This is a genomic window from Actinoplanes sp. NPDC048967, assembly GCF_040649415.1.
Classification (GTDB): Bacteria; Actinomycetota; Actinomycetes; order Mycobacteriales; family Micromonosporaceae; genus Actinoplanes.
The window spans coordinates 355338-375352 of record NZ_JBEZFL010000009.1; the positions used below are offsets into that span (position 1 = coordinate 355338).

Below are 20015 nucleotides of genomic sequence, written 5' to 3' on the forward strand. Positions count from 1 at the left end.
CGAGCGTGGACCACCCGGGACCGTCACGGCTCGGGTGGTCCACACTCTCCTGGTCGACGGTCGTTCAGTGCCGGTTGGGCACGGTGAGCGGGAAGGTGCCCGCACCCACGCCGGTGAGCGTGCGGGTGTACTGCCTCAGATAGGTGTCGAGGAACGGGGACCGGTCGCCCTGGGTCGGTACGTCGTAGCGGGGATTCTGCAGGGCCAGACCCAGCCGGGCCCGGCTGATCCGGATCGTGTTGCCGGACGGCGTGTCGAGCCAGCTTCCGCTGCCGATCGTTGCGATCTGGACGCCCAGCTGGTGACCAGCCGCCAAGGTCCAGTCGGTGGATTTCAGGTCGAACGCCACCCGGCCGGCCCGTGCGATCAGCGAGACGTTCTCGTCGAACATCACCGCGGTCCCGTCCGGGGCGACGTCCCACAGCCGCACCATGACGTTGCCCGGCGCACCGGCATGCAGCGTGATCCGCGGTGTGGCGGTGATCCGCACCCGGGACCTGACCGGCGTGGACCAGCTGAAGTAGCCGTGGGCGTCCGCGGCCGCCGGCATCGGCGCGAGGCTCCTCGTGGCGGGCGGGGCCGGGTCCGTGGCGTGTTCCATGTCCCACTGCCGGCCGGTGGGAGCGGCCGGTGCGGCCAGTGTCGAGGCGACGCCGTCGTCGACGTACTGCCCGTCGGACAGGCGCGCCGCGGTGTACGACGTCAGGGCCGGCCAGGTCGGCTGGGCCCGCCACGCGCCGGTGTTGTCCTCGATGGCGTACGCGGGGTCCTGGACCGCCGGCCTGATGCCCTTCAGGTAGCGGTCGTAGAAGCGCATGACCTCGGCGAAGAAGCCGGCGCGGCCCTGCAGCAGCTGCCCCTGCTCGTTGGTCTCGTTGCCGCGGACGTGCTCCCACTGCCCCAGCCAGCCCCGCTCCACGCCGCGGTGGTTGTCGAGGTACTCCTGCATGTCCTCCGGCTTGGTGTTGTTCTCGATGAAGCCCTGGGTGACGAACAGCGGGGTGCTCGTGCCCTTGGCCTGCGCCGCGAGGTTGCGGGCGCGCCAGTACCGCGAGCCGAGGTCGGGGTTGTCGTTGTTCGTGAGGTTGTCGGCCAGGCACTCGGGGTGGGCGCTCTCGTAGGCGGCGTTGGCCTGGTAGCGCTCGGTGTCGTCGGGCAGCGGCTCGATCGTGGCGATGCTGTTGTAGGCGTCCGGCGTGGCGGTCACGTTGGGCCGGGGGACACCGTTGCTGAACAGGTAGTTGTACATGTTCCACACCGGTTCCTGGGCGACCACGGCCTTCAGCGCGCCGAGTCGCAGGTTGTTGCCGACCAGGCCGGTCACCGCGTCGTACGACTTGCCGTACATGCCGACCTTGCCGGTCGACCACCGCTGGGCGGCCGCCCACTGGATCGCGGCCTTGACGTCGGCCTGCTCACCGGGGCCGACCCAGTCGAGGCAGCCGGTGCTGCCGCCGAAGCCGCGCAGGTCGACCATCACGTACGTGTAGCCGCGGTCGAACAGGTCCGTACCGCTGGTGAAGTCCTCGAACCGGTTGGAGGGACCGGTCCGGTCCCAGCCCTGTGGCCCGGTCTGGCCCGCGTGGCTGAAGTAGGGGCCGACGGCCAGGATCACCGGGGTCCGGGCGTGGGCCGGCAGGCCGGCCGGCCGCAGGACGTCGGCGTGGAGCTCGACGCCGCTGCGGTCCGCGGACGGGAAGTAGGCCTCCGTCCACACCGCACCCTCGGGAACCCGGGGGTTCTCCTCGTGGGTGACGCCTCCCGGGGCGGGCGCCTGGACCGGCGCCTGCGACGGCGGGGCAGCGGTGGCCGGGCTGGTTACCGCGAGAGCCGCAATCGTGATCAGTGCGCCGGCCGCGGCGGTTGAAGTCCGCCTGCGAATGTTCATCTGACCTCCCCGAGCGATAGAGCAATGTCTCTGCGTAGCTCGACGCTAGCGTGTCCGCCCGGGCTCGGGCTGCCCGCTCAGCTGGCCGATGACCGACAGCAGCTGGAGCTTGTCGTAGCTCTCGCTGCCCGGCACGGCGGTGTAGACCAGCAGGGAATGCGACTGCTCGGGGTCCAGCAGCGCCTGACAGAGGACTTCGAGGGAGCCGACCGCGGGGTGCTCGAAGCGCTTGACGTGCTGATACCCGACGCCGATCTCGTGGTCGGACCACACGGTGCGGAACTCCTCGCTGCGTTCGAGCAGCAGGCGTTGCAGGTGCGCGGCCCACGACTGCGGCCCCCGTACGGTGACCACCTTGCGCAGGCCCGAGGCGAAGACCCGCGCATGCAGGTCGTGGTCGTCGGGGTGGTAGCGCGTGCGGTAGGCCGGATCGGTGAACCACCGGTAGCCGATGCTGCGGGCCGGACCGCGGTAGCGGGTCAGGTCGCCGGTGAGCGCCACACCGAGCGGGTTCTGCCGCAGCGTCTCGCCGAGTTCGGTGACGATCTCGGCCGGGGTGTCGGTGAGCCGGTCGAAGATGCGCAGCATGCCGGGGCTGATGTGTTCGCTGCTCGGGCCGGTCGTCGGCGGGTGGTGCCCGGCCAGCCGGAACAGGTGGTCCCGTTCCTCCCGGGACAGGTGCAGGCCCTGCGCGATCGCGGCGATCAGGCGCTCGGACGGGTGCGGCCCGCGCTCGCGTTCCAGCCGGCTGTAGTAGTCGGTGGAGAGGTGGCAGAGCGCGGCGACCTCCTCGCGGCGCAGACCGCTGGTGCGGCGCCGCTGCCCGCGGGGCAGGCCGACGTCCTCGGGCTGCAACGACTCACGGCGGCGGCGCAGGAACTCGGCGAGTCCCGCCCGATCGATCATGGGTTCCTCCCGGGCCGGCGATCCTCTTCGTTATAGCGCTCATCGGCCGGCCCCAGCCTCGGACTGACAGACCGTGGATACGCCGGCGCCGGATCCGCATTCTGAAGTCATGTCACGTACCCAAGCGCCCATCGCCCTTCCCGACCTCTCCGGAAAGCTCGCCGTCGTCACCGGGGCGAGCGACGGCGTCGGTCTCGGCCTCGCCACGCGGCTGGCCGGGGCCGGGGCCGAGGTCGTCCTGCCCGTGCGCAACCGGAGCAAGGGCGACGCGGCCGTCGCCCGGATCCGGCAGCAGCACCCACGGGCCACGGTCTCCCTGCGGGACCTCGACCTGTCATCGCTGGACTCGGTCGCCGCGCTGGGCGCCACGCTGCGCGGCGAGGACCGCCCGATCCACCTCCTGATCAACAACGCCGGCGTCATGACCCCGCCCGACCGGCAGCGCACCGCCGACGGGTTCGAGCTCCAGTTCGGCAGCAACCACCTGGGCCACTTCGCACTCGTCTCGCACCTGCTGCCCCAGCTGCGCGCCGGCCGCGCGCGGGTCACCTCCCAGATCAGCATCGCCGCGAACCAGAATGCCATCAACTGGGACGATCTGAACTGGGAGCGGTCGTACAGCGGCGGGCGCGCGTACAGCCAGTCGAAGATCGCCTTCGGCTTGTTCGGGCTCGAGCTGGACCGGCGCAGCCGGGCCGCGGGCTGGGGCATCTCCAGCAACCTGGCCCACCCGGGGATCGCGCCCACCAGCCTGCTGGCCGCCCGCCCCGAGCTCGGCCGGGCCCGCGACACGGCCGGCGTCCGGATCATCCGGGCCCTGTCCGCCCGTGGCCTCATCGTCGGCGATCTGGCGACGGCTCCGCTGCCGGCCCTGCTGGCCGCGACGACCCCGGACGCCGGCGGCCGGTTCTACGGGCCCAGCGGTTTCGGTCACCTGGGCGGCGCGCCCGCCGAGCAGGACCTCTACTCGCGGCTGCGCAGCGAGGACGACGCCCGCCGCATCTGGGAGATCTCCGAGGAGCTCACCCGCTGCGCCTTCCCGGCAGCGGCCGGTACGAGTCGCTAGTCGTAGTGGACGAGCGACGGCCAGACGGCGGCCCAGCTGCCGGCCGGGCCGTCGCACACCTGCAGCGGCGCGCCCTGCTCGTCGTTGGCCAGCCCGTACCCGTTGTCCACCCGGCCCGCCGGCCGGCAGCCCGCGAAGAGCCGGCTGGTCGCGTCGCCGGGGGAGAAGCCGGTCAGGATCACCGGGCCGGTGGCCGAGGCGGGCGGCGGCCAGAACGCGTACGCGTTGTGCCCGCTGTAGGCCGGCGGCAGGCCGCGGCCCAGCCGCACCGCGCTCGCCTCGGCGTAGTTCGAGGCGAACACCAGCGCCCCGGTCCGCCGGTCCGGGGGCAGAGTCCGCTCCGCGGCCCGGACCGCGTCCTGGAACTGCGGCCAGCCGACCTGCTCGCCCGCTTCCGGGTTGAGGTCGTTGATGCCGCTCTCCTGCAGCTGGGCGACCGGGGTGAGGGCCAGCGCGTTGATCGCGTTGAGCGCCAGTGACACCCCGGCCGCGGCCCTGACCAGGGCGATCCGGAGCCGCCGTCGGCCCCGGGCGAGCCAGCGGTCGGTGGCGAGCCCCGCGGAGGCCACGATCACCGGCAGCAGTCCGGCCGCGTAGTAGCCCTTGCCGCCGGTGGCGAGGATCAGCACGAGCAGTGCCAGGTACGCGTACCCGAAAGCCCGGGCGGGCCCGGGCCGCAGCAGGCGCACGAGACCCGCGAGCAGGAACGGCGTCAGGAAGATCGACACCAGCACGAGCTGGATCGGGATCACCGCGACCCGGTTGCCCTCACCGGCGATGGACGCCGCCACCTGCGATTGCGGCCAGCCGTGAGCCGACTGCCAGAGCAGGTACGGCGCCGCACCCAGCGCCGCTAGCACCCCACCGGCCAGGGCCGGCCACGTGAACAACAGCCGCCGCGGGCCCACCAGCGCCAGCGTCGCGCAGATCAGGCCGACGACGATGCCGATCACCAGCTTGTTCAGCAGCCCGGCGGCCAGCACCGCGCCGGCCACCGGCAGCCAGCCGGGCCGACCGCTCGTCAACGCCCTCAGCAGGCACGCGATCACGCCCGCGGTGAACATCACGTCGAACGTGGCCGTGCTGACCAGATGACCGGTGACCAGCGCGACCGTGCCGACGGCCCACATGCCCGAGGCCAGCAGCCGGGCCCGCCCGGAACCGCCGAGCAGGCCCGCGATCACGCCGACCAGCACCACGGTCGCGGCCGACGCTAGTGCCGAGGCCAGCCGGACGACGACCAGGGAGCCGTCGCCGAGCCGGTACAGCCCGGCCGACAGCAGCGGCGTGAGCACCGGCTGGTCGGGATAACCCCACGCGGGATGCTGCCCGGCGACGACGAAGTACAGCTCGTCGCGGTGCCAGCCGTACCGGGAGCTGGTCAGCACCAGCAGCACGGGCAGCGCGGCGGCCACGAGCCACTCCGGACGTGCGCGGCGCACAAGGCAGACTACCGAAATTCCGCCGATCACCGATTAGTTCGACGGGGCCGCCGAGTCGACAGTGCAACGGAACCTCGGAGAGGACGATCCCATGATCGAGCTCAACCCCGATCGCGCCCGGCGCGCGATCGTCGCGCACACCGCACGCCTGGCCGACGCGGCCGCCGCGGCCGGCCCTGACACGGCCGTGCCGACGACCCCCGGCTGGACCGTCGCCGCCCTGGTCGAGCACGTGGGCCAGACCCAGCACTGGGTCGCGGAGATCATCGAACGGCGCATCACGGACCCGGCCCAGCTGCCCACGGAGATGGCCGTGCTCCCGGCCGACCCGCGCGAGTGGCCGGCGTGGCTGTCCGCATCGGCGCGGCGGGTGGCGAGCGCGTGCGCCGACGACGCGCTGGACGCGCCGGTGTTCAACGCCTCGGGCGACGAGCGGTCCGGTACGCGCTTCTGGCTGGCCAGCGTCCTCAACGAGACAGTCGTCCACGGCTTCGACGCGGAGCACGCGGCGGGCCGGCCGGTGGACATCGGTGCCGACATCGCGGCTCCGCTGATCAGCAACCACTTCGCGATGCTCACCTCCCCGACGTGGGAGATGCTGCGGTCCGGGTCCGCCCACGCCGTCCGGGGCACCGGGCAGACCCTGCAATGGGTGGCCACCGACCTCGCGGGCGGCGCGGGCGCCTGGTCCGTCGAACGGCGGCCGGACGGGGCGACGTGGCAGCCGGGCACCCGGCCGGCCGAGGTGACGGTGACCGGCCCGGCCGGATCGTTGCTGCTGACGTTGACCCGGCGACTCCCGCTCACCGGCCGCGCGGCCAATGGCATCAGCATCGACGGCGATGCCGGCCTGGTCGAGCACTGGCTCGACCACACCGCCCATGTCAGCGACTGAGGACCGGGCAGACGACGTGGCGCATCCGCGCCGTGCTGTGGGGTCCGCGTGGGGTCAGAGCCGGACGGCGATGCCGATCATCGGTGGGCGGCGCAACCGCAGCAACTTGGCGACCCCATTGCCGAGCCGGGAGGTGACGTACCGCCGGCCGAGCAGGTCGCGGGCGGCGGCCGTACCGGCCTCGTCGAGCAGCCGGGCCGTGCCGGTGGCGCTCGGGGCGCCCGGCTCGACCTTGCCGCGGAGATTGCAGACCGTGACGACGACGTCGGGGTTGCGGCGGATCCGCTTGACCTTCCACGCCTCGGCCTCGGACACGATGACCAGATCGTCGCCGTCCGGCACGTGCCAGACGGGCGTGGCCACCGGGGTGCCGTCCTTGCGGTAGGTCGTCAGGCTGACGTACTTGCTCCGGCGGATCTCCTGCGGCACGGTCATCGACCGATCCTATCGACCGGCGACCGCGGCGAGAGTTGATCGCCGGCCGCCGTGAGGTCGATCAGCGGCCCGGACGACGAGGGGCAGGCTCAGCGCACCGCCCAGCGCTGGGCGCCGGTCCCGTTGCATTCCCAGAGCTGGACCAGCGTGCCGTTGGCGGTGCCGCCGCCGCTGACGTCGAGACACTTGCCCGAGGCGGTGACGACGATGGTGCCGTCGGGGTTGACGGTGAATTTCTGGGCCGGGGTGCCGTTGCAGGTCCAGCTCTGCACCTTCGTGCCGTTCGCGGTGCCCCTGGCGTTGATGTCCAGGCAGCGGTCGCCGAAGATGCGGAGCTCGCCGGCGGCGGTCCGGGTCCACTGCTGGTTGGCCTGGCCGTGACAGTCCCAAAGGTGCGCCTGCGAGCCGTCGGCGCCGGACGATGAGGAGATGTCCAGGCAACGGGCCGATTGCGGGTTGCTCAGCAGCGCCACCGAACCCGTCGGAGGCGTCGTGAGGGGGCTCAGGCTGCGCGGCACGGACCGCAGCGCGGTGAACCAGCGGGCCGCCATCTTGTCGTAGCCGCCGGCGTTGGGGTGCACCCCGTCGGCCAGATCCGCCGTGGTGAGGGCGGAGTGCAGGTCGACCAGGTGGGTCATCGGGCCCTTCCGCGCGACGATGCCGGGCAGGGCCGCGTTGAAGACCTGGGTCTTGGCCTCGTTGGAGGCGTTGCTGGTCGGGACGATCTGAGCGACGAAGAGCTCGACGTTGGGCGCCAGCACCCGGATGTGGTCGATGAGCGTGGACAGCCGGGCCGGCGCGTTGGCGACATCGCGGTTCTGCCCGATGTCGTTGGTGCCGATGTGCAGCAGGATCGTCCGCGGGTTCGCGGTGCGCAGCCAGCCGGTGATGTTCGCGTCGAGCTCGTCGATGCGCCAGCCGGAATGGCCCTCGTGGTCGTGGTCTCCGAGGTTCGCCGGTCCGTTGACCGCGGAGCCGACGAAGTCGACGGCCAGGCCGGCGCCGGCCGCCTGCTGCCACAGGCCGGTGCGGTAACCGCCGGGCACGTTGTATCCGTCCGTGATGGAATCGCCGAGCGGCATGACGCGTACGCCGCCGTTCGACTCGGCGTGCGCCGGGGTGCCGCCGCTGATCGTCAGCCCCGCGGCCAGAGCGAGCCCGATCGCGGCCGCTCCCAGTCGCCTTGCACTCGTTCGCATAGCCCGGCCTTCCTGTGCGGTACGGGTCATTGGACCGTGAGGGCGTACAGCTTGATCCGGGTGTCGTCGGGCAGGGTGACCGACCGCAGTTCCTTGCCCGGGTCGACGGCCACAGCGACCCCGAACAGGTTGACCGCCGGTCCGTCGGTGCCCTGCCCGGCCTTGATCCGGTGCGGCATGGCCAGCACGGCCGAGCCGGTGGCGCACCAGTCCGGGACCGTCACGGTGGTCGCGGCGCTGCTGCCGTCGGCATAGCGGACGGTCACCGTGCCGGGCACCGGGCCGTGGTTCGCCGCGACGACCAGCCGCAGGGTGCTGCGCCGCAGCGCGGGCAGCGGCAGGGTCTGCCGGCCGGCCGCGACGAAGTTCTTGGCCGTCCCGCCGGGCGGCGGCGCGCTGTAGGTCACGCCGGCCCAGCTCACCGGGCCGGCCGCCGGCAGCAGGGCGGCGTCGTAGCTCCAGCCGCCGCCGTCGAAGTTGCCCTCGCCGGTTGCCGCGGTGGTGGCGGTGCCGTCCGTGTTGCGGGCCGCGGTGACGTCGATGCCGCACTGGGTGCCGGATGTCAGCAGGCATGCCGGGCTGTTCACCGACGGCGGCTGGTCGGACGCGGCTGTGCCCCAGCTCGACGCCGCGGTGCCGACGGTGTGGGCGATGGTGCCGCCGCGGGCGACGGTCGCCCAGGTGAGCCAGTTCGCGTTCTGCGCGCGGCCGTTGACCTGGACGGACTGGATGTAGCGGCGGGTGTCGCTGACGTCCGGCGCGGTGATCGTCAGGGTGCCGCCCTGGTCGGTGTGGCTGCCGATCCGCACGGTCGCCGACGGGAACTGGGGGCTGCTCACGGTCAGGAAGTTCGCGCCGCTCATGGTCGGGTAGAGGCCCAGGGACGAGAAGACGTACCAGGCGCTCATCGTGCCCAGGTCGTCGTTGCCGGTCATGCCGTCGGGGCCGGTGGTGAACAGCGTCATCGCGGCGCGGACCACGGTGGCGGTCTTGGCCGGGGCGCCGGCCCAGTGATACAGGTACGGGGCCAGCAGATCCGGTTCGTTGTTCGGGTTGTACGTCGCCTTGCCGTAGTAGTCGTACGGCGCGGTGATCCAGTCCGTACGCGCGGTCCCGGCCGGGTCGTTCAGCAGTCTCGGGTACGCGAAGAAGTCGTCCAGCCGCTTCTCGGTGGCCGTCCGCCCACCCATCAGCGACACCAGCCCGGCCGGGTCCTGCGGCACCAGCCACTGGTACTGGTACGCCCCGCCCTCGTGGAACTGGTGCCCGGCGTCGACCGGGTTGTACGGCGTGACCCACGCGCCCGAGGTGGTGCGCGGCCGGAAGTGCTTGATCGAGGCGTCCCACAGGTTGTGGTACCACTGCCCGCGGGAGGCGAGCGTCCGGGCGTCGTCGGTGCGGCCCAGCGCGGTGGCCATCAACGCCAGCGAGGCGTCGGCGGCGGCGTACTCCAGGGTGGCCGAGGCCGGATGGACGCAGTCGTTGTCGCCGCCCTGGTGGGCGCAGTCCGTGCCCACCGTCAGCCCGGACGGGACGTAGCCGCGGTCGCTGTAGTAGCCGTTGCCGCTGCGCCCGTTGTACGGCGAGCCGGCCGGCGGCCGTCCCAGCGCGTTGGTCCGCAGCAGGGTGTACGCCTCCTGCTCGTACCCGGCCAGCAAACCCTTGGACCAGGCCTCGACCAGGAACGGGGTGACCGGGTCACCGGTCATGATGTTGGTCTCGCTGTTGGCCAGCGCCCAGCGCGGCAGCCAGCCACCGTCCCGCCCGATCGCCACCACCGACAGCGCCACGTCCCGGGCGACCTGCGGCGTCAGCATCTCGAGCAGCTGGTTCTGCGGCCGGTAGGTGTCCCACAGCGAGAAGTTCTGGTACGGCGTGTAGCCGCTGGCCGTGTGCACCTTGTCGTCGAAGCCCGTGTACCGGCCGTCGACATCGCCGGCGACGTTGGGATGCAGCAGCGAGTGGTACAGCGCGGTGTAGAAGGCGCTCTGCCGGTCGGCGGTTCCGCCCGCGATCCGTACGGCGTCGAGCTGCTGCACCCAGGCCGCGCGCAGGGCGGTCCGGGTCGCGGCGAAGTCGTACGAGCTGCCGGTCTCGGCGGTGAGGTTCTTCCGCGCGCCGTCCACTCCGGTGTAGGACAGGCCGACCTTCACCACGACGTCGCGGTCGGTGTTGGCGTCGAAGGTGACCCAGGCGCCGTTGCCGCCCGCGCCGGCCGCGTCCCGGCTGCCCTGGCTGCGGGTCGAGTCGCGCCACGTGCCGTAGGAACCGAAGGGCCGGTCGAAGCTGGCGGTGAAGTAGACGGTGTGGTCGTCCTTGCCGGCGCAGAAGTTGCCGGCGCGGACCCGGCCCTCGACGGTCCGGTCGCCGACGACGTGGATCTCGGAGTCGAAGACGTTCTGGTTGGCCTTGCCGGTGTTGAACAGGACGTTGGCCGCGCCGGTGGCCGGGAAGGTGTACTTCTGCCAGCCGGTGCGGGCCGTGGCGGTCAGCTCGGCGTTCACGCCGTACTTGGACAGGCCGACCCGGTAGTAGCCGGGCGTGGCCTGCTCGTCGGCGTGGCTGTACGCCGAGCGGTAGACGTTCGGGTCGACGCTGCTGACGGCGCCGGTGGTCGGCATGATCGGCAGCTCGCCGGCGACGCCGCAGCCGACCCCGGACAGGTGGGTCTGGCTGAAGCCGTAGATGGAGTTCTGCAGGTAGTCGTAGCCGCCCTGGCCGCCGGTGTCCGGGCTGACCTGCACCATCCCGAAGGGAGCACTGGCGCCGGGGAAGGTGTTGCCGAAGTTCTGCGTGCCGACGAACGGCCGCACCAGCTCGACCGGCTCGGCGGCGGCCTCGGCGGCGGTGCCGCCGGCGATCAGCGTGGCGGCGGTCAGCAGGGCGGCGGCAGCCAGCCGGGGGAGTCGCGATGCCACGAGCGTTGCCTCCGGATCAACGGCGGAAAAAGATGGTGACATCGTTGTCACACGAAGTTAAATGAGTCAATATCTTGGGCAGGACTTCCCGCCTGAGTGGAATGCAGGTCGCCGTCATGAAGCAGAGATTCCTCGCCTGTCTGACCACCGCGGTGTTGGTCGCCGGCGGAGTGGTCGCCACCGCGCTACCGGCCGCGGCCGCTGCGGGCGACTTCGTCACCGGGTTCGAGTCCGGCGATCCCCAGCCGACCTGGCAGAACAGCGTCGAGAGCAGCGCCGGCATCGGCGGCTACTGCTGCGGGCTCACCGGCATGGAGAGCGCGTCGCGCGCCGAGACCGCGCACACCGGCTCGGCGGCGCTGATGTACTCGGGCAACGACACCAGCACGACCTCGTCGTACTCGTACAACCGGGTCTTCGACGTCGACCTGCCGGTCACCGCGGCGACCACCCTGTCCTACTGGGTCTATCCGCAGTCCGGCGGGCACCTCGACGTCGCGGTCGATCTCGTCTTCACCGACGGCACCGCGCTGCGCGACTCCGGCGCCGTCGACCAGCGCGGCGTCCGGGTGCACCCGGCCTTCCAGGGCAACGGCTCCGGCCTCGCCTTCGACCAGTGGAACTTCGTCACCTCGCGGATCGGGGACAACGTCGCCGGCAAGACCGTCGACCGCATCCTGATCGCGTACGACCAGCCGCTCAACACAGGCACCTTCCGCGGCTACTTCGACGACATCGCGATCCAGGCCGGTGGCGCCCCGAGCCGGCTCTCCGACCTGGTCGACACCCGGCGCGGGTCGAACTCCAGCGGCAGCTACTCGCGCGGCAACACCTTCCCCGGCGCGACGGTCCCGAACGGCTTCAACTTCTGGACCCCGATCACCAACGGCAACAGCGACAGCTGGCTGTACGAGTACAAGGCCAGCACCGTGCAGGGCTTCGGCATCAGTCACGAGCCCAGCCCGTGGATCGGTGACTACGGCCAGCTGCAGGTGATGCCGATGACCGGGGGCGTCAAGTCCACTCCGGACGCGCGGAGGTCGACCTTCAAGCACAGCAACGAGGTGGCCCGGGCGCATTACTACAAGACCCAGCTCGACACGTACGGGATCACCGCGGAGATCGCGCCGACCGACCATGCCGGCGCCCTGCGGTTCACCTACCCGTCCGCCGCAGAGTCGGTGCTCCTGTTCGACACCGTCGACAGTGCCGGCGGCTCGATCACCGTCGACACGGCGGCCCGGGTCATCTCCGGCTACGTCGACCACAAGGGTCAGCGGATGTACTTCTCCGGCGCCGTCGACAAGGCCATCGCCGCCTCCGGCACCGTCAGTGGGCAGGGGGCGACCACCTGGATCCGCTTCGCGACCACGGCCGGGGAGAAGGTCAACCTGAAGATGGCGACCTCCTTCATCAGCGTGGCCCAGGCCGCGAGCAACCTGAGCCAGGAGATCGGCGGCAAGACCTTCGACACCGTACGGGAGGAAGCCGCCGCCATCTGGGACACGGCACTCAGCAAGGCCCGTATCGAGGGGGCGACCGACGATCGGATGGTCACCTTCTACTCCAACCTGTACCGCGCGTTCATGTATCCGAACAACCGCTCCGAGATGGTCGGCGGGGTCCGCAGGTACCACAGCCCGTACGACAACGCGGTGCACGACGGGCAGATGTACGTCAACAACGGCTTCTGGGACACCGCCCGCGCGGTGTGGCCGCTGTACTCGCTGCTCACCCCCACGCGGACCGGCGAGATGCTCGACGGGGTCGTCAACGCGTACAAGAACGGGGGCTGGACGCCGCGCTGGACCGGCCCCGGCTACATCGACATCATGGTCGGCACCAACCAGGACCTGGCCTTCGCCGACGCGTACGCCAAGGGGGTGCGCAACTTCGACTACCGGGCCGCGTACGCCTCGATGGTCAAGAACGCCAGCGTCTACAGCAGCTCGGGCTCCCGGGGCCGCAAGGGCGTCGAGGTCTCCACCTTCAAGCGGTACGTGCCGACCGACGTTCGCGGGGAGTCGGCCTCCTGGACCCTGGAGGACGCCAACAACAACTTCGGTATCGCGCAGCTCGGCCGGGCGCTGGGCTTCACCGAGGACGCCGACTACTTCCAGAACCGGGCCCTGGACTACGCCAATCTGTACTCCTCGTCGGTCGGCTTCTACCGCGGCAAGCAGAAGTCGGGCGCCTGGCGGACCGCCGACTCGGCGTTCAAACCCAACGAGTGGGGCTGCGAGTTCACCGAGGGCGCACCGTGGCACTACGCCACCCCGGCCCCGCAGGACCCGCAGGGCATGGCCAACCTGTACGGCGGCCGGGCCCAGCTCGCCGCCAAGATCGACTCGGTCTTCGCGGCGTCCCGGGACTTCCTGCCCGGCTGCTACGGCGGCACGATCCACGAGATGACCGAGGCCTACGACACCAACATGGGCCAGTACGCGCACTCCAACGAGCCCATCCACCACATGCTCTACATGTACAACTACGCCGGCACCCCGGCGAAGACCCAGACCCGCGTCCGCGACGTGCTCACCAAGCTGTACGACTCGGGCGCCGGCACCGGCAACGGCTACCTCGGCGACGAGGACAACGGTCAGATGTCGGCCTGGTACATCTTCAGCGCCCTCGGCTTCTACCCGGCCCGGATGGGCAGCACCGACTACACCATCGGCGCGCCGTTGCACCCCAGGGCGACCGTCACGCTGGAGGACGGCAAGACGTTCACGGTCACCGCGCCCGGGGTGAGCGACACCAACCGCTACATCCAGAGCGCCACCCTCAACGGTGTCGCGTACACGAAGAACTACCTCACCCACGCCGACCTGATCGCCGGCGGCACCCTCACCTTCACCATGGGCCCGTCCCCGTCGTCCTGGGGCACCGGGACGAACGACATCCCGGCCTCGATCACGACCGGCGGCGCACAGCCGCGACCGCTGGCCGACAAGGCCACCGGCGGGACGCTCACCGCCAGCGGTGAGAACGGCACCACCGAGGGCCGGGCGAGCCTGGTCGACGACACCTCGATGACCAAGTGGCTGACCTTCCAGAACACCGCCACCCTGGAGTACCGCTTCGCCGGCACCGGCACCGCGGCGGTCCGGCAGTACACCCTCACCTCGGCCGACGACAGCCCACAGCGGGACCCGAAGAGCTGGACGTTGCAGGGATCGACGGACGGCACGACCTGGGTCACCCTCGACACCCGCAGCAACCTGGACTTCAGCGATCGGCGCCAGACCCGCGCCTTCGTCGTCGCCGGCACCGCCGCCTATCCCCGCTACCGGTTGCAGATCACCGCCAACCACGGCGCCGCCGAGACCCAGCTGGCCGAATGGGAGCTGCTCGGCTGACCGCCCGCGAGCGCCGCCTCAGCACGACGACGACCGCGAGGACGGTCCCGGTGAGGAGCACGACTACGGCGACCCGGTTCCGGTACGGGGCGCCGCAGTCGTGGACCGGGTCGTCGTGGGTCAGGGCGCAGATCATGCGCGCGCCGCGGTCGTCGCCGTACCGGGTGGTCAGTTCGGCCCGGAAGTCCCGCCACTGCCGGCGGCTCTCGGCGATCGCGCCGCCCACCGCGTCCGCGAAGTTGTCACCGATCCGGCCGCGCGGCGTGCCCGGCTCGGTGGCCCGGCCGTCGACCGGGTCGATCCGGCCCCGGTCCTTGTTGAGCGCCGCGTGGGTGACCCGCGACTGGCATGCGCCGGTCCCGGGCACCTGGTCCCGCAGCACGTAACAACCGGTGGTGAACCCGGCCGGTGGCTGTGCGGTGGTCGAGCCGCGCAGGTCGAGCAGCGGGCTGGGGCCGGGCCGGTGCAGCCCCGGTGGATTGTCGGCGCCGAGCGGCCGGGACGGGTCGGCCCGGTCCGTCCAGTTGCTGTGCGCGTAGAAGTCCTGCGCCCCGTGCAGCACCCGTCCGAAGGCCTCCACGGTCCGGCACTTGACGCGCGTCTCGTCACGTTCCCTCGGATTGCATTCCGGGGTGACCGTGACCTCCCGAGGGATCACCTCGCCCCGGTCGTCGAGCAGGTGCTTCGCGCTGTCCAGGCCTTCCCGGAACTGGGCGCGCAGGTGCTCGACACAGTTCCGCAAGGAGGCGACCGCCGTGTCGCGGGTACGCGGATAGCTGCCGGCGAGGTGGTCGGCGTCGTCGCAGTGTGCGGCCGGGGCGGCCATCTCATCACTGTCGGGGGCGCCCACCGCGCCGAACTCGCGGTCGTGGCCGGCCAGGTAGTCCATGGTCACGGGCTGGAAGCAGGCTCGTTCCCGCTTCGTGCACGCGAGCGCGGCGCGCGTGATGTGCTCGTGCTCACGGTGCTGACCGCCGCTGTCGATCGTGCCGAAGGCGACGGCCGGTGCCGGGGTGATCCAGGCCGGGAGCAGCGCTGCCAGCAGAAGCGCGGACAGCAGGAGGCAGCCCGGCCGCAAGCTCATCTCAGGAGGCTCACGGCCGGGGCTTCGGGTGGCGGTGTCCGGAGGCTGAGGCATCCGGGGCACCGGCCGCTCGTCCGGTGGTGGCCGGGTCAGGCCACCGGGGTTTTCCCCAGCGCGTCGGCCTTGAGCCGCTCGAACTCATCGGTGGTGATCGTCCCGGCGTCGAGCAGCGCCTTGGCCTCGGTGATCTGCTGGGTGGCGGTGCGCGCACCGGCGGGCGCGGCCACCGATCTGATGTAGTCGTCCTGCCGGCGCTGCATGCCCGCCTGCGCCTCCAGGGCTCGCTCGTTCATGCCGCTGCCGCGTGCGATCAGGTAGACCAGCATGCCGAGGATCGGCAGGATGATGAGGAACAGTGACCAGACGGTCTTGGCCACGCCGCCGAGGTCCTTGCTGCGGAACAGGTCGCCGAAGACCCAGAACAAGCCCATGAACCAGGCGAAGAAGATGAAGAACTCCAGTGTGGCCAGCAGAAACGACCCGTTGTCGTCGAACACGGAACTGCCCTCCCGGGACGTGGTGATGCTTGGTCCCAGTGCAACGCGCAGGCCGGTGCCGGGCCTCATCCCGGGAGGACGAAGAATCGCCCGCGGCCGCCGGCCGTCAGCCGCCGTGCATTTCGTAGCTGTGGGGCCCGGGGTGGCCCTCGGGCAGCAGGCACTCGTCCAGATAGGGGTCGTCCAGATCCCGGCCGGCGCAGAGGTCGATCTGGCGGAGCTCCCGCGCCTGGCTGGCCCAGCAGAGCCACCACCACAGCTGATCCCCTTCGGACAGGGTCGCGAGAGCGATGTGGCTGCCGTCGTGTCCGGCCGTGATCTCGCAGGGCAGCGCGGCGCCCAGCGCCGGAATGTCCGCGGAGACGACGCGTAGCTCGGCTGCTTCCGCCGCTGTGAGCTTGGTCGTGGACGCGCAATGCACCGATTCGAGCAGTTGTGAGGGGACTCTGGTCACCGGGCCACCACCTCAGGCCGTCACCGTGCCGACTTGGCGGCGTGTTCCCTTCGATCGCAACAGTTAAACCTTCACGTTACCGGCCGCGCCGGTCAGCGGTGCGCATCTCACCCATGCCGGATGACGACCGGGACGGCCCGCGCGGCGATCCTCGAAGCGGCATCGTGCGCTAGCCCAGGAGGAACCGATGACGGGTATGAATGCACCGATCGATCCCCGGCCCAGTCCCACCGTCAACGCGGGCAAGCTCTGGGCCGGCGGGGCCGCCACAGCGGCGGTGGCCGCGCTGATCGCGATCGCGGGGATCCTGCTGGGCCGGGGCCTGTTCGGCATCGACGTGCTGGCGCCCAAGGGGCAGGGAACGTGGGGTGACGCCTCCACCGGGTGGTACGCGCTCGGTGCGGCGGTCGCCGCGCTCGCCGCCGCCGGGCTCCTGCATGTGCTGCTGCTGACGACACCGCGACCGATGCGGTTCTTCGGCTGGGTGATCGCGCTGGCCACCGCGGTGGCCATGCTGGCGCCGTTCGTCACCGACGCCAGCCTGGGCGCGCGGATGTACAGCGCCGGGCTCAACTTCGTCCTGGGCGTGGCCATCGGGTCGTTGATCGCCGGCACCGGCAAGTCCGCCATCGTGCCGGTGGCGGTACGGCCGGTCACGCGGCCGTACCCGGGCCCGTACCGGTGAACCGGCGTAGGCCGGCCCCGGTCACCGCGGCGGTGGGGACACGGGCCGGCTGTCCGGCGGCGGGTTGCCGGGTGACCGGGACGCCGCCGGGTACGCCCGGGGTCACCATCGGTCATCAGGGATTCGCAGCAGGTCAGAGTCGTGATCGGCCGCTGCCTCCGCTGCGGCCGGTGCGGTCCCGGTAGCCGCCGGGCGGAGGCACGCGTGCCGGACCACTGAGCTGTGCGGACTCGGGTCCACTGATCATTTCGGACTCATGGACGGCGACCTGCGGGTTTGCGACCGTCACCGATCTCGACCGCCGCGCCGGAGCACTTCCGGCCGAGGCCTTGCCAGGGGTGAGGAACTATGTTTCGGTTGCGGAGGTGCCAGGTGCAACTCTCACTTTCTGTCACCACTACCACCCGGACCGTGCGTTTCCCCCGATGGTTCGGTGCCCTGTGGTGATGCCGCCCGGACCCCGCGGCACACAGCCGGATCGACACTGACAGGTGGCACCGGCGGGTCGTTCGAGGAGCGGTCCCGAGGGCTGGGGGAGCGGATGCGTGAAGTGGCCGGCCACGAGACGTCGTTGCGAGGAACCGGCGCCGACACGGCGCGTCCCCGGCTGCCGTCCGGGCTGATCTGGCGGCCCCGCCTCGTCGAGGCGATCGACGCGGGCGTGCGCGGCACCGCGACCGTGATCTCCGCCGGCGCCGGCTGGGGCAAGACCGCCCTGGCCGCCTCGTGGAGCACTGCCCGCTCGCCCGCCGGCCCGATCGCCTGGCTCACGCTGAACGACGCGCACAACGACCCGGCCGTGTTCTGGTCGGACGTCATCCGGGCGATGGCGACGGCCGGGGTGGTCCTGCCCGGCAATCCGCCGGCCGCGGGCGACCTGGGCTTCCAGCGGTGGATCGGCATCGGGGCGGCGAGCCTGAGCCGGACCCTCGTCGTGGTGCTGGACGACGTGCACAAGCTGGTCGGCCCGCAGGTGCTCGACGAGCTCGGCGGGTTTCTGCGCCGTGCTCCCGCCCGGCTCCGCTTCGTGCTGTCCGGCCGGCACGCCACGGGCCTGGCCCTGCACCAGCTGCGCGTCGCGGGTCATCTCACCGAGATCGGCGCCGTCGATCTCGGCTTCCGGGTGGACGAGGCGACCGAGCTGCTCACCCGGCTGGACCGCCGGATGCCGGTCGAGCAACTGGCCGCGACGGTGCGGCAGGTCGAGGGCTGGCCGGTCGGCCTTCGGCTCAGACTCCAGGTCGACGGCCGATCGCGGCCCGACCGGACCGCCGAGTCCTACCTGGTCGACGAGGTGCTGAGCGGCCAGCCGGACGCGCACCAGCGCTTCCTGCTGCACACCAGCGTGCCCGACCGGATCTGCGGTGCGCTGGCCGACGCCCTCACCGGCCGGCAGGACGGGCAGCGGATGCTGGAGCAGCTGGCGCGGGAGAACGTGTTCGTCGAACCGGTCGGCACGGGCCACTGGTTCCGCTATCACCGCACCTTCCGCTCCGCGCTGCGGCACCGGCTGCGGGTGATCGAGCCCGACAGTGCGGCACGGCTGCATCAGCTGACCGCGCGATGGCACGCGGTCGCGGGTGACACCCTGCCCGCGATCACCCACGCCGCGGCGGCCGCGGACTGGCAGCTGGTCGCCGAGCTGGTCGTGCGCCGGGGGTTGCCGCTGTTCGCCACCGCCGACAGCGCCGACTTCGTCGAGCTGCTCGACCGGATCCCGCCGGAGCGGCTGTCGGACTCGGCCGAGATCGCCGTCTGCGCGGCTCTCCTGGCCTACCACCGCGGCGACCTGCCGGGGATGGCCCGGCCGCTCGGTGTGGCGCGAGCGGCGCGAGCGGCGGTCGGGCCGCATCCGGTCGAGGCGATCGACGCGGCAGTCAACTTGATCGAGTCGACCACGCTGGTGCGCTGGCGGGGCGACATGCCCCGGCTCCTGGAGATGTCCACCGGGCTGATCGACGACATCGCCACCGTGACCGAGGACCTCGGTGGCGACCTCGTGCGCTACCGCACCCTGGCGCTGGCCAACAAGGCGGTGGCGATGCTCTGGATGGGCCGGCTCGACCACGCCGACCGCTATCTGTGGGCCGCCTCCGCCAACGCCCGCAGCGCCGGCCTGCCGCTGGTGGCGGTGAGCATTCTCGGTCACCTGGGGCTGCTGGCCTACTTCCGCGGCTCGGTCCGCGAGGCGGAGGAGCACGCGACAGCCGCCATGGACATCGCCCGCCGCATCGATACCGAGTTACGCCCCGGCACCGCCTCGGCCCGGCTGACCCGGGCCCTGATCGAGTCGGAACGGGGCCGCGACATCGAGGCGGAGGAGGAACTGCGGCGGGCCCTGCAGATCAGCGGGGAGATCCCCGAAGCCGCGATCGCGGTGGTCGCCGCGCTCGTCCACGCCAGACTGCTGACCGACCGGGGCGACCTGGCCGGCGCCCGCACCGCCCTGCGTCAGGCATGGGCCGAGGCGCGGCCGGGACTGGTGTCGCCGCTGCTGGCCGGACTGACCGAGCTGGCCGAGTCCGAGATCGACCTGGCGGCCGGCCGGCCGGACGCGGTCGTGGCCCGCTACGGCGACGGTCGCCGGCTGTCCCCGGCGGAACAGGTGTGCCTGGCCCGGGCCTGCCTCGCTGATCGGCGCAGCGCCGAGGCCGGGACGCTGCTGGGCCTGGCCGGGGCGGGGGCCGACCGGATCTCGGCCGTGCGCGCCTGGGTTCTCATCGCCCTGACGGCGGACGCACAGGGCCACGGCGGGCAGGCCGGCGAGGCCCTGCAGCGGGCGCTGACCCTGGCCGAGCCCGAACGCATCCGGCGGCCGTTCCAGCACCTCGACGGGCCGAAGGTGCTCGCCCTGGCCGGACGGCAGCAGTGGCTCGCCGAGCCGCGCAACGCAGCCGGCGAGACCGTGCTGGCCGAGATCACCGGCGAGCTGCCGGTCGTTCCGCCGGCGGTCCTGCCGCTCAGCGAACGCGAGCTGGAGGTGCTCCAGTACCTCCCGACGATGCTCACCGCCGGGGAGATCGCCGAGAACCTCACCATCTCGGTCAACACCGTGAAGGCGCACATGCGCTCGATCTATCGCAAGCTCGGAGCCGGCCGGCGCCGCGAGGCCGTCGTGGCCGCACGACAGCTGGGCCTGCTCTGAGCGGCTGCCACCGGCTCGCCGCCATTCGTGGCGGGTGATCCG

General features: G+C 71.8%; 14 protein-coding genes. 5 read left to right on the top strand and 9 right to left on the bottom strand.

Going from position 1 to position 20015, the window contains the following annotated elements:
* Window positions 1–64: 64 nt before the first annotated feature.
* Window positions 65–1888 carry a CocE/NonD family hydrolase gene (locus AB0C12_RS34390; protein ID WP_360554222.1) on the bottom strand — a complete coding sequence of 608 codons (1824 nt, stop codon included), beginning with the start codon at window positions 1886–1888 and terminating at the stop codon, window positions 65–67.
* A gap of 45 nt (window positions 1889–1933) precedes the next feature.
* Complete coding sequence (locus tag AB0C12_RS34395) at window positions 1934–2794, bottom strand: helix-turn-helix transcriptional regulator (protein WP_360554223.1); 861 nt, start codon at window positions 2792–2794, stop codon at window positions 1934–1936.
* Window positions 2795–2903: 109 nt separating this feature from the next.
* On the opposite strand from AB0C12_RS34395, the gene AB0C12_RS34400 reads away from it, so the two are divergent.
* Window positions 2904–3860: an SDR family oxidoreductase gene (locus AB0C12_RS34400; protein ID WP_360554225.1), complete on the top strand. Its 957-nt coding sequence runs from the start codon at window positions 2904–2906 to the stop codon at window positions 3858–3860.
* On the opposite strand, the gene AB0C12_RS34405 is transcribed toward AB0C12_RS34400, so the two are convergent.
* Window positions 3857–5302, bottom strand: coding sequence for a glycosyltransferase family 39 protein (locus tag AB0C12_RS34405; RefSeq protein WP_360554226.1), 1446 nt, complete (start codon window positions 5300–5302; stop codon window positions 3857–3859). The genes AB0C12_RS34400 and AB0C12_RS34405 overlap by 4 nt on opposite strands.
* A 91-nt stretch (window positions 5303–5393) precedes the next feature.
* Here AB0C12_RS34405 and AB0C12_RS34410 point away from each other — a divergent pair, with 91 nt between their 5' ends.
* Window positions 5394–6197 carry a maleylpyruvate isomerase family mycothiol-dependent enzyme gene (locus tag AB0C12_RS34410; RefSeq protein ID WP_360554227.1) on the top strand — a complete coding sequence of 268 codons (804 nt, stop codon included), beginning with the start codon at window positions 5394–5396 and terminating at the stop codon, window positions 6195–6197.
* A gap of 54 nt (window positions 6198–6251) precedes the next feature.
* Here AB0C12_RS34410 and AB0C12_RS34415 read toward each other — a convergent pair whose 3' ends face one another.
* The 3 genes from AB0C12_RS34415 to AB0C12_RS34425 form a co-directional block, all read right to left on the bottom strand.
* On the bottom strand, window positions 6252–6632 hold the full coding sequence (locus tag AB0C12_RS34415; protein WP_360554229.1) for a PPOX class F420-dependent oxidoreductase: 381 nt from the start codon (window positions 6630–6632) through the stop codon (window positions 6252–6254).
* A gap of 89 nt (window positions 6633–6721) precedes the next feature.
* Complete coding sequence (locus AB0C12_RS34420; RefSeq protein ID WP_360554231.1) at window positions 6722–7831, bottom strand: RICIN domain-containing protein; 1110 nt, start codon at window positions 7829–7831, stop codon at window positions 6722–6724.
* Between the two features lie 26 nt (window positions 7832–7857).
* A complete protein-coding gene (locus tag AB0C12_RS34425) occupies window positions 7858–10749 on the bottom strand; it encodes a GH92 family glycosyl hydrolase (RefSeq protein ID WP_360554233.1) in 2892 nt (963 codons plus the stop codon).
* Window positions 10750–10865: 116 nt separating this feature from the next.
* Between AB0C12_RS34425 and AB0C12_RS34430 the strand changes: the two genes are divergently transcribed.
* Window positions 10866–14108, top strand: coding sequence for a GH92 family glycosyl hydrolase (locus tag AB0C12_RS34430; RefSeq protein ID WP_360554234.1), 3243 nt, complete (start codon window positions 10866–10868; stop codon window positions 14106–14108).
* Here AB0C12_RS34430 and AB0C12_RS34435 read toward each other — a convergent pair.
* The 3 genes from AB0C12_RS34435 to AB0C12_RS34445 form a co-directional block, all read right to left on the bottom strand.
* Window positions 14050–15192, bottom strand: a complete 1143-nt coding sequence (locus AB0C12_RS34435) for a CinY protein (protein ID WP_360554236.1) — start codon at window positions 15190–15192, stop codon at window positions 14050–14052. The genes AB0C12_RS34430 and AB0C12_RS34435 overlap by 59 nt on opposite strands.
* An 89-nt stretch (window positions 15193–15281) precedes the next feature.
* The gene (locus tag AB0C12_RS34440; protein WP_360554237.1) at window positions 15282–15689 is read right to left on the bottom strand and encodes an SHOCT domain-containing protein; all 408 of its coding nucleotides are present in this window, start codon (window positions 15687–15689) and stop codon (window positions 15282–15284) included.
* Between the two features lie 106 nt (window positions 15690–15795).
* Window positions 15796–16143 (bottom strand): hypothetical protein, encoded by a 348-nt coding sequence (locus tag AB0C12_RS34445; RefSeq protein WP_360554239.1) that lies wholly within the window; start codon window positions 16141–16143, stop codon window positions 15796–15798.
* Between the two features lie 187 nt (window positions 16144–16330).
* Between AB0C12_RS34445 and AB0C12_RS34450 the strand changes: the two genes are divergently transcribed.
* Both AB0C12_RS34450 and AB0C12_RS34455 read left to right on the top strand, forming a co-directional pair.
* Complete coding sequence (locus AB0C12_RS34450) at window positions 16331–16828, top strand: DUF6069 family protein (RefSeq protein ID WP_360554240.1); 498 nt, start codon at window positions 16331–16333, stop codon at window positions 16826–16828.
* Window positions 16829–17369: 541 nt separating this feature from the next.
* Window positions 17370–19973 carry a LuxR C-terminal-related transcriptional regulator gene (locus tag AB0C12_RS34455; protein ID WP_360554242.1) on the top strand — a complete coding sequence of 868 codons (2604 nt, stop codon included), beginning with the start codon at window positions 17370–17372 and terminating at the stop codon, window positions 19971–19973.
* Window positions 19974–20015 lie beyond the last annotated feature (42 nt).

Excerpts from the sequence above, each read along its gene's own strand:
- AB0C12_RS34450 (WP_360554240.1), top strand. The coding sequence starts at position 16,331 with ATGACGGGTATGAATGCACCGATCGATCCCCGGCCCAGTCCCACCGTC.
- AB0C12_RS34455 (WP_360554242.1), top strand. The coding sequence starts at position 17,370 with ATGCGTGAAGTGGCCGGCCACGAGACGTCGTTGCGAGGAACCGGCGCC.
- AB0C12_RS34435 (WP_360554236.1), bottom strand. The coding sequence starts at position 15,192 with ATGAGCTTGCGGCCGGGCTGCCTCCTGCTGTCCGCGCTTCTGCTGGCA.
- AB0C12_RS34390 (WP_360554222.1), bottom strand. The coding sequence starts at position 1,888 with ATGAACATTCGCAGGCGGACTTCAACCGCCGCGGCCGGCGCACTGATC.
- AB0C12_RS34410 (WP_360554227.1), top strand. The coding sequence starts at position 5,394 with ATGATCGAGCTCAACCCCGATCGCGCCCGGCGCGCGATCGTCGCGCAC.
- AB0C12_RS34415 (WP_360554229.1), bottom strand. The coding sequence starts at position 6,632 with ATGACCGTGCCGCAGGAGATCCGCCGGAGCAAGTACGTCAGCCTGACG.
- AB0C12_RS34400 (WP_360554225.1), top strand. The coding sequence starts at position 2,904 with ATGTCACGTACCCAAGCGCCCATCGCCCTTCCCGACCTCTCCGGAAAG.
- AB0C12_RS34395 (WP_360554223.1), bottom strand. The coding sequence starts at position 2,794 with ATGATCGATCGGGCGGGACTCGCCGAGTTCCTGCGCCGCCGCCGTGAG.
- AB0C12_RS34420 (WP_360554231.1), bottom strand. The coding sequence starts at position 7,831 with ATGCGAACGAGTGCAAGGCGACTGGGAGCGGCCGCGATCGGGCTCGCT.
- AB0C12_RS34430 (WP_360554234.1), top strand. The coding sequence starts at position 10,866 with ATGAAGCAGAGATTCCTCGCCTGTCTGACCACCGCGGTGTTGGTCGCC.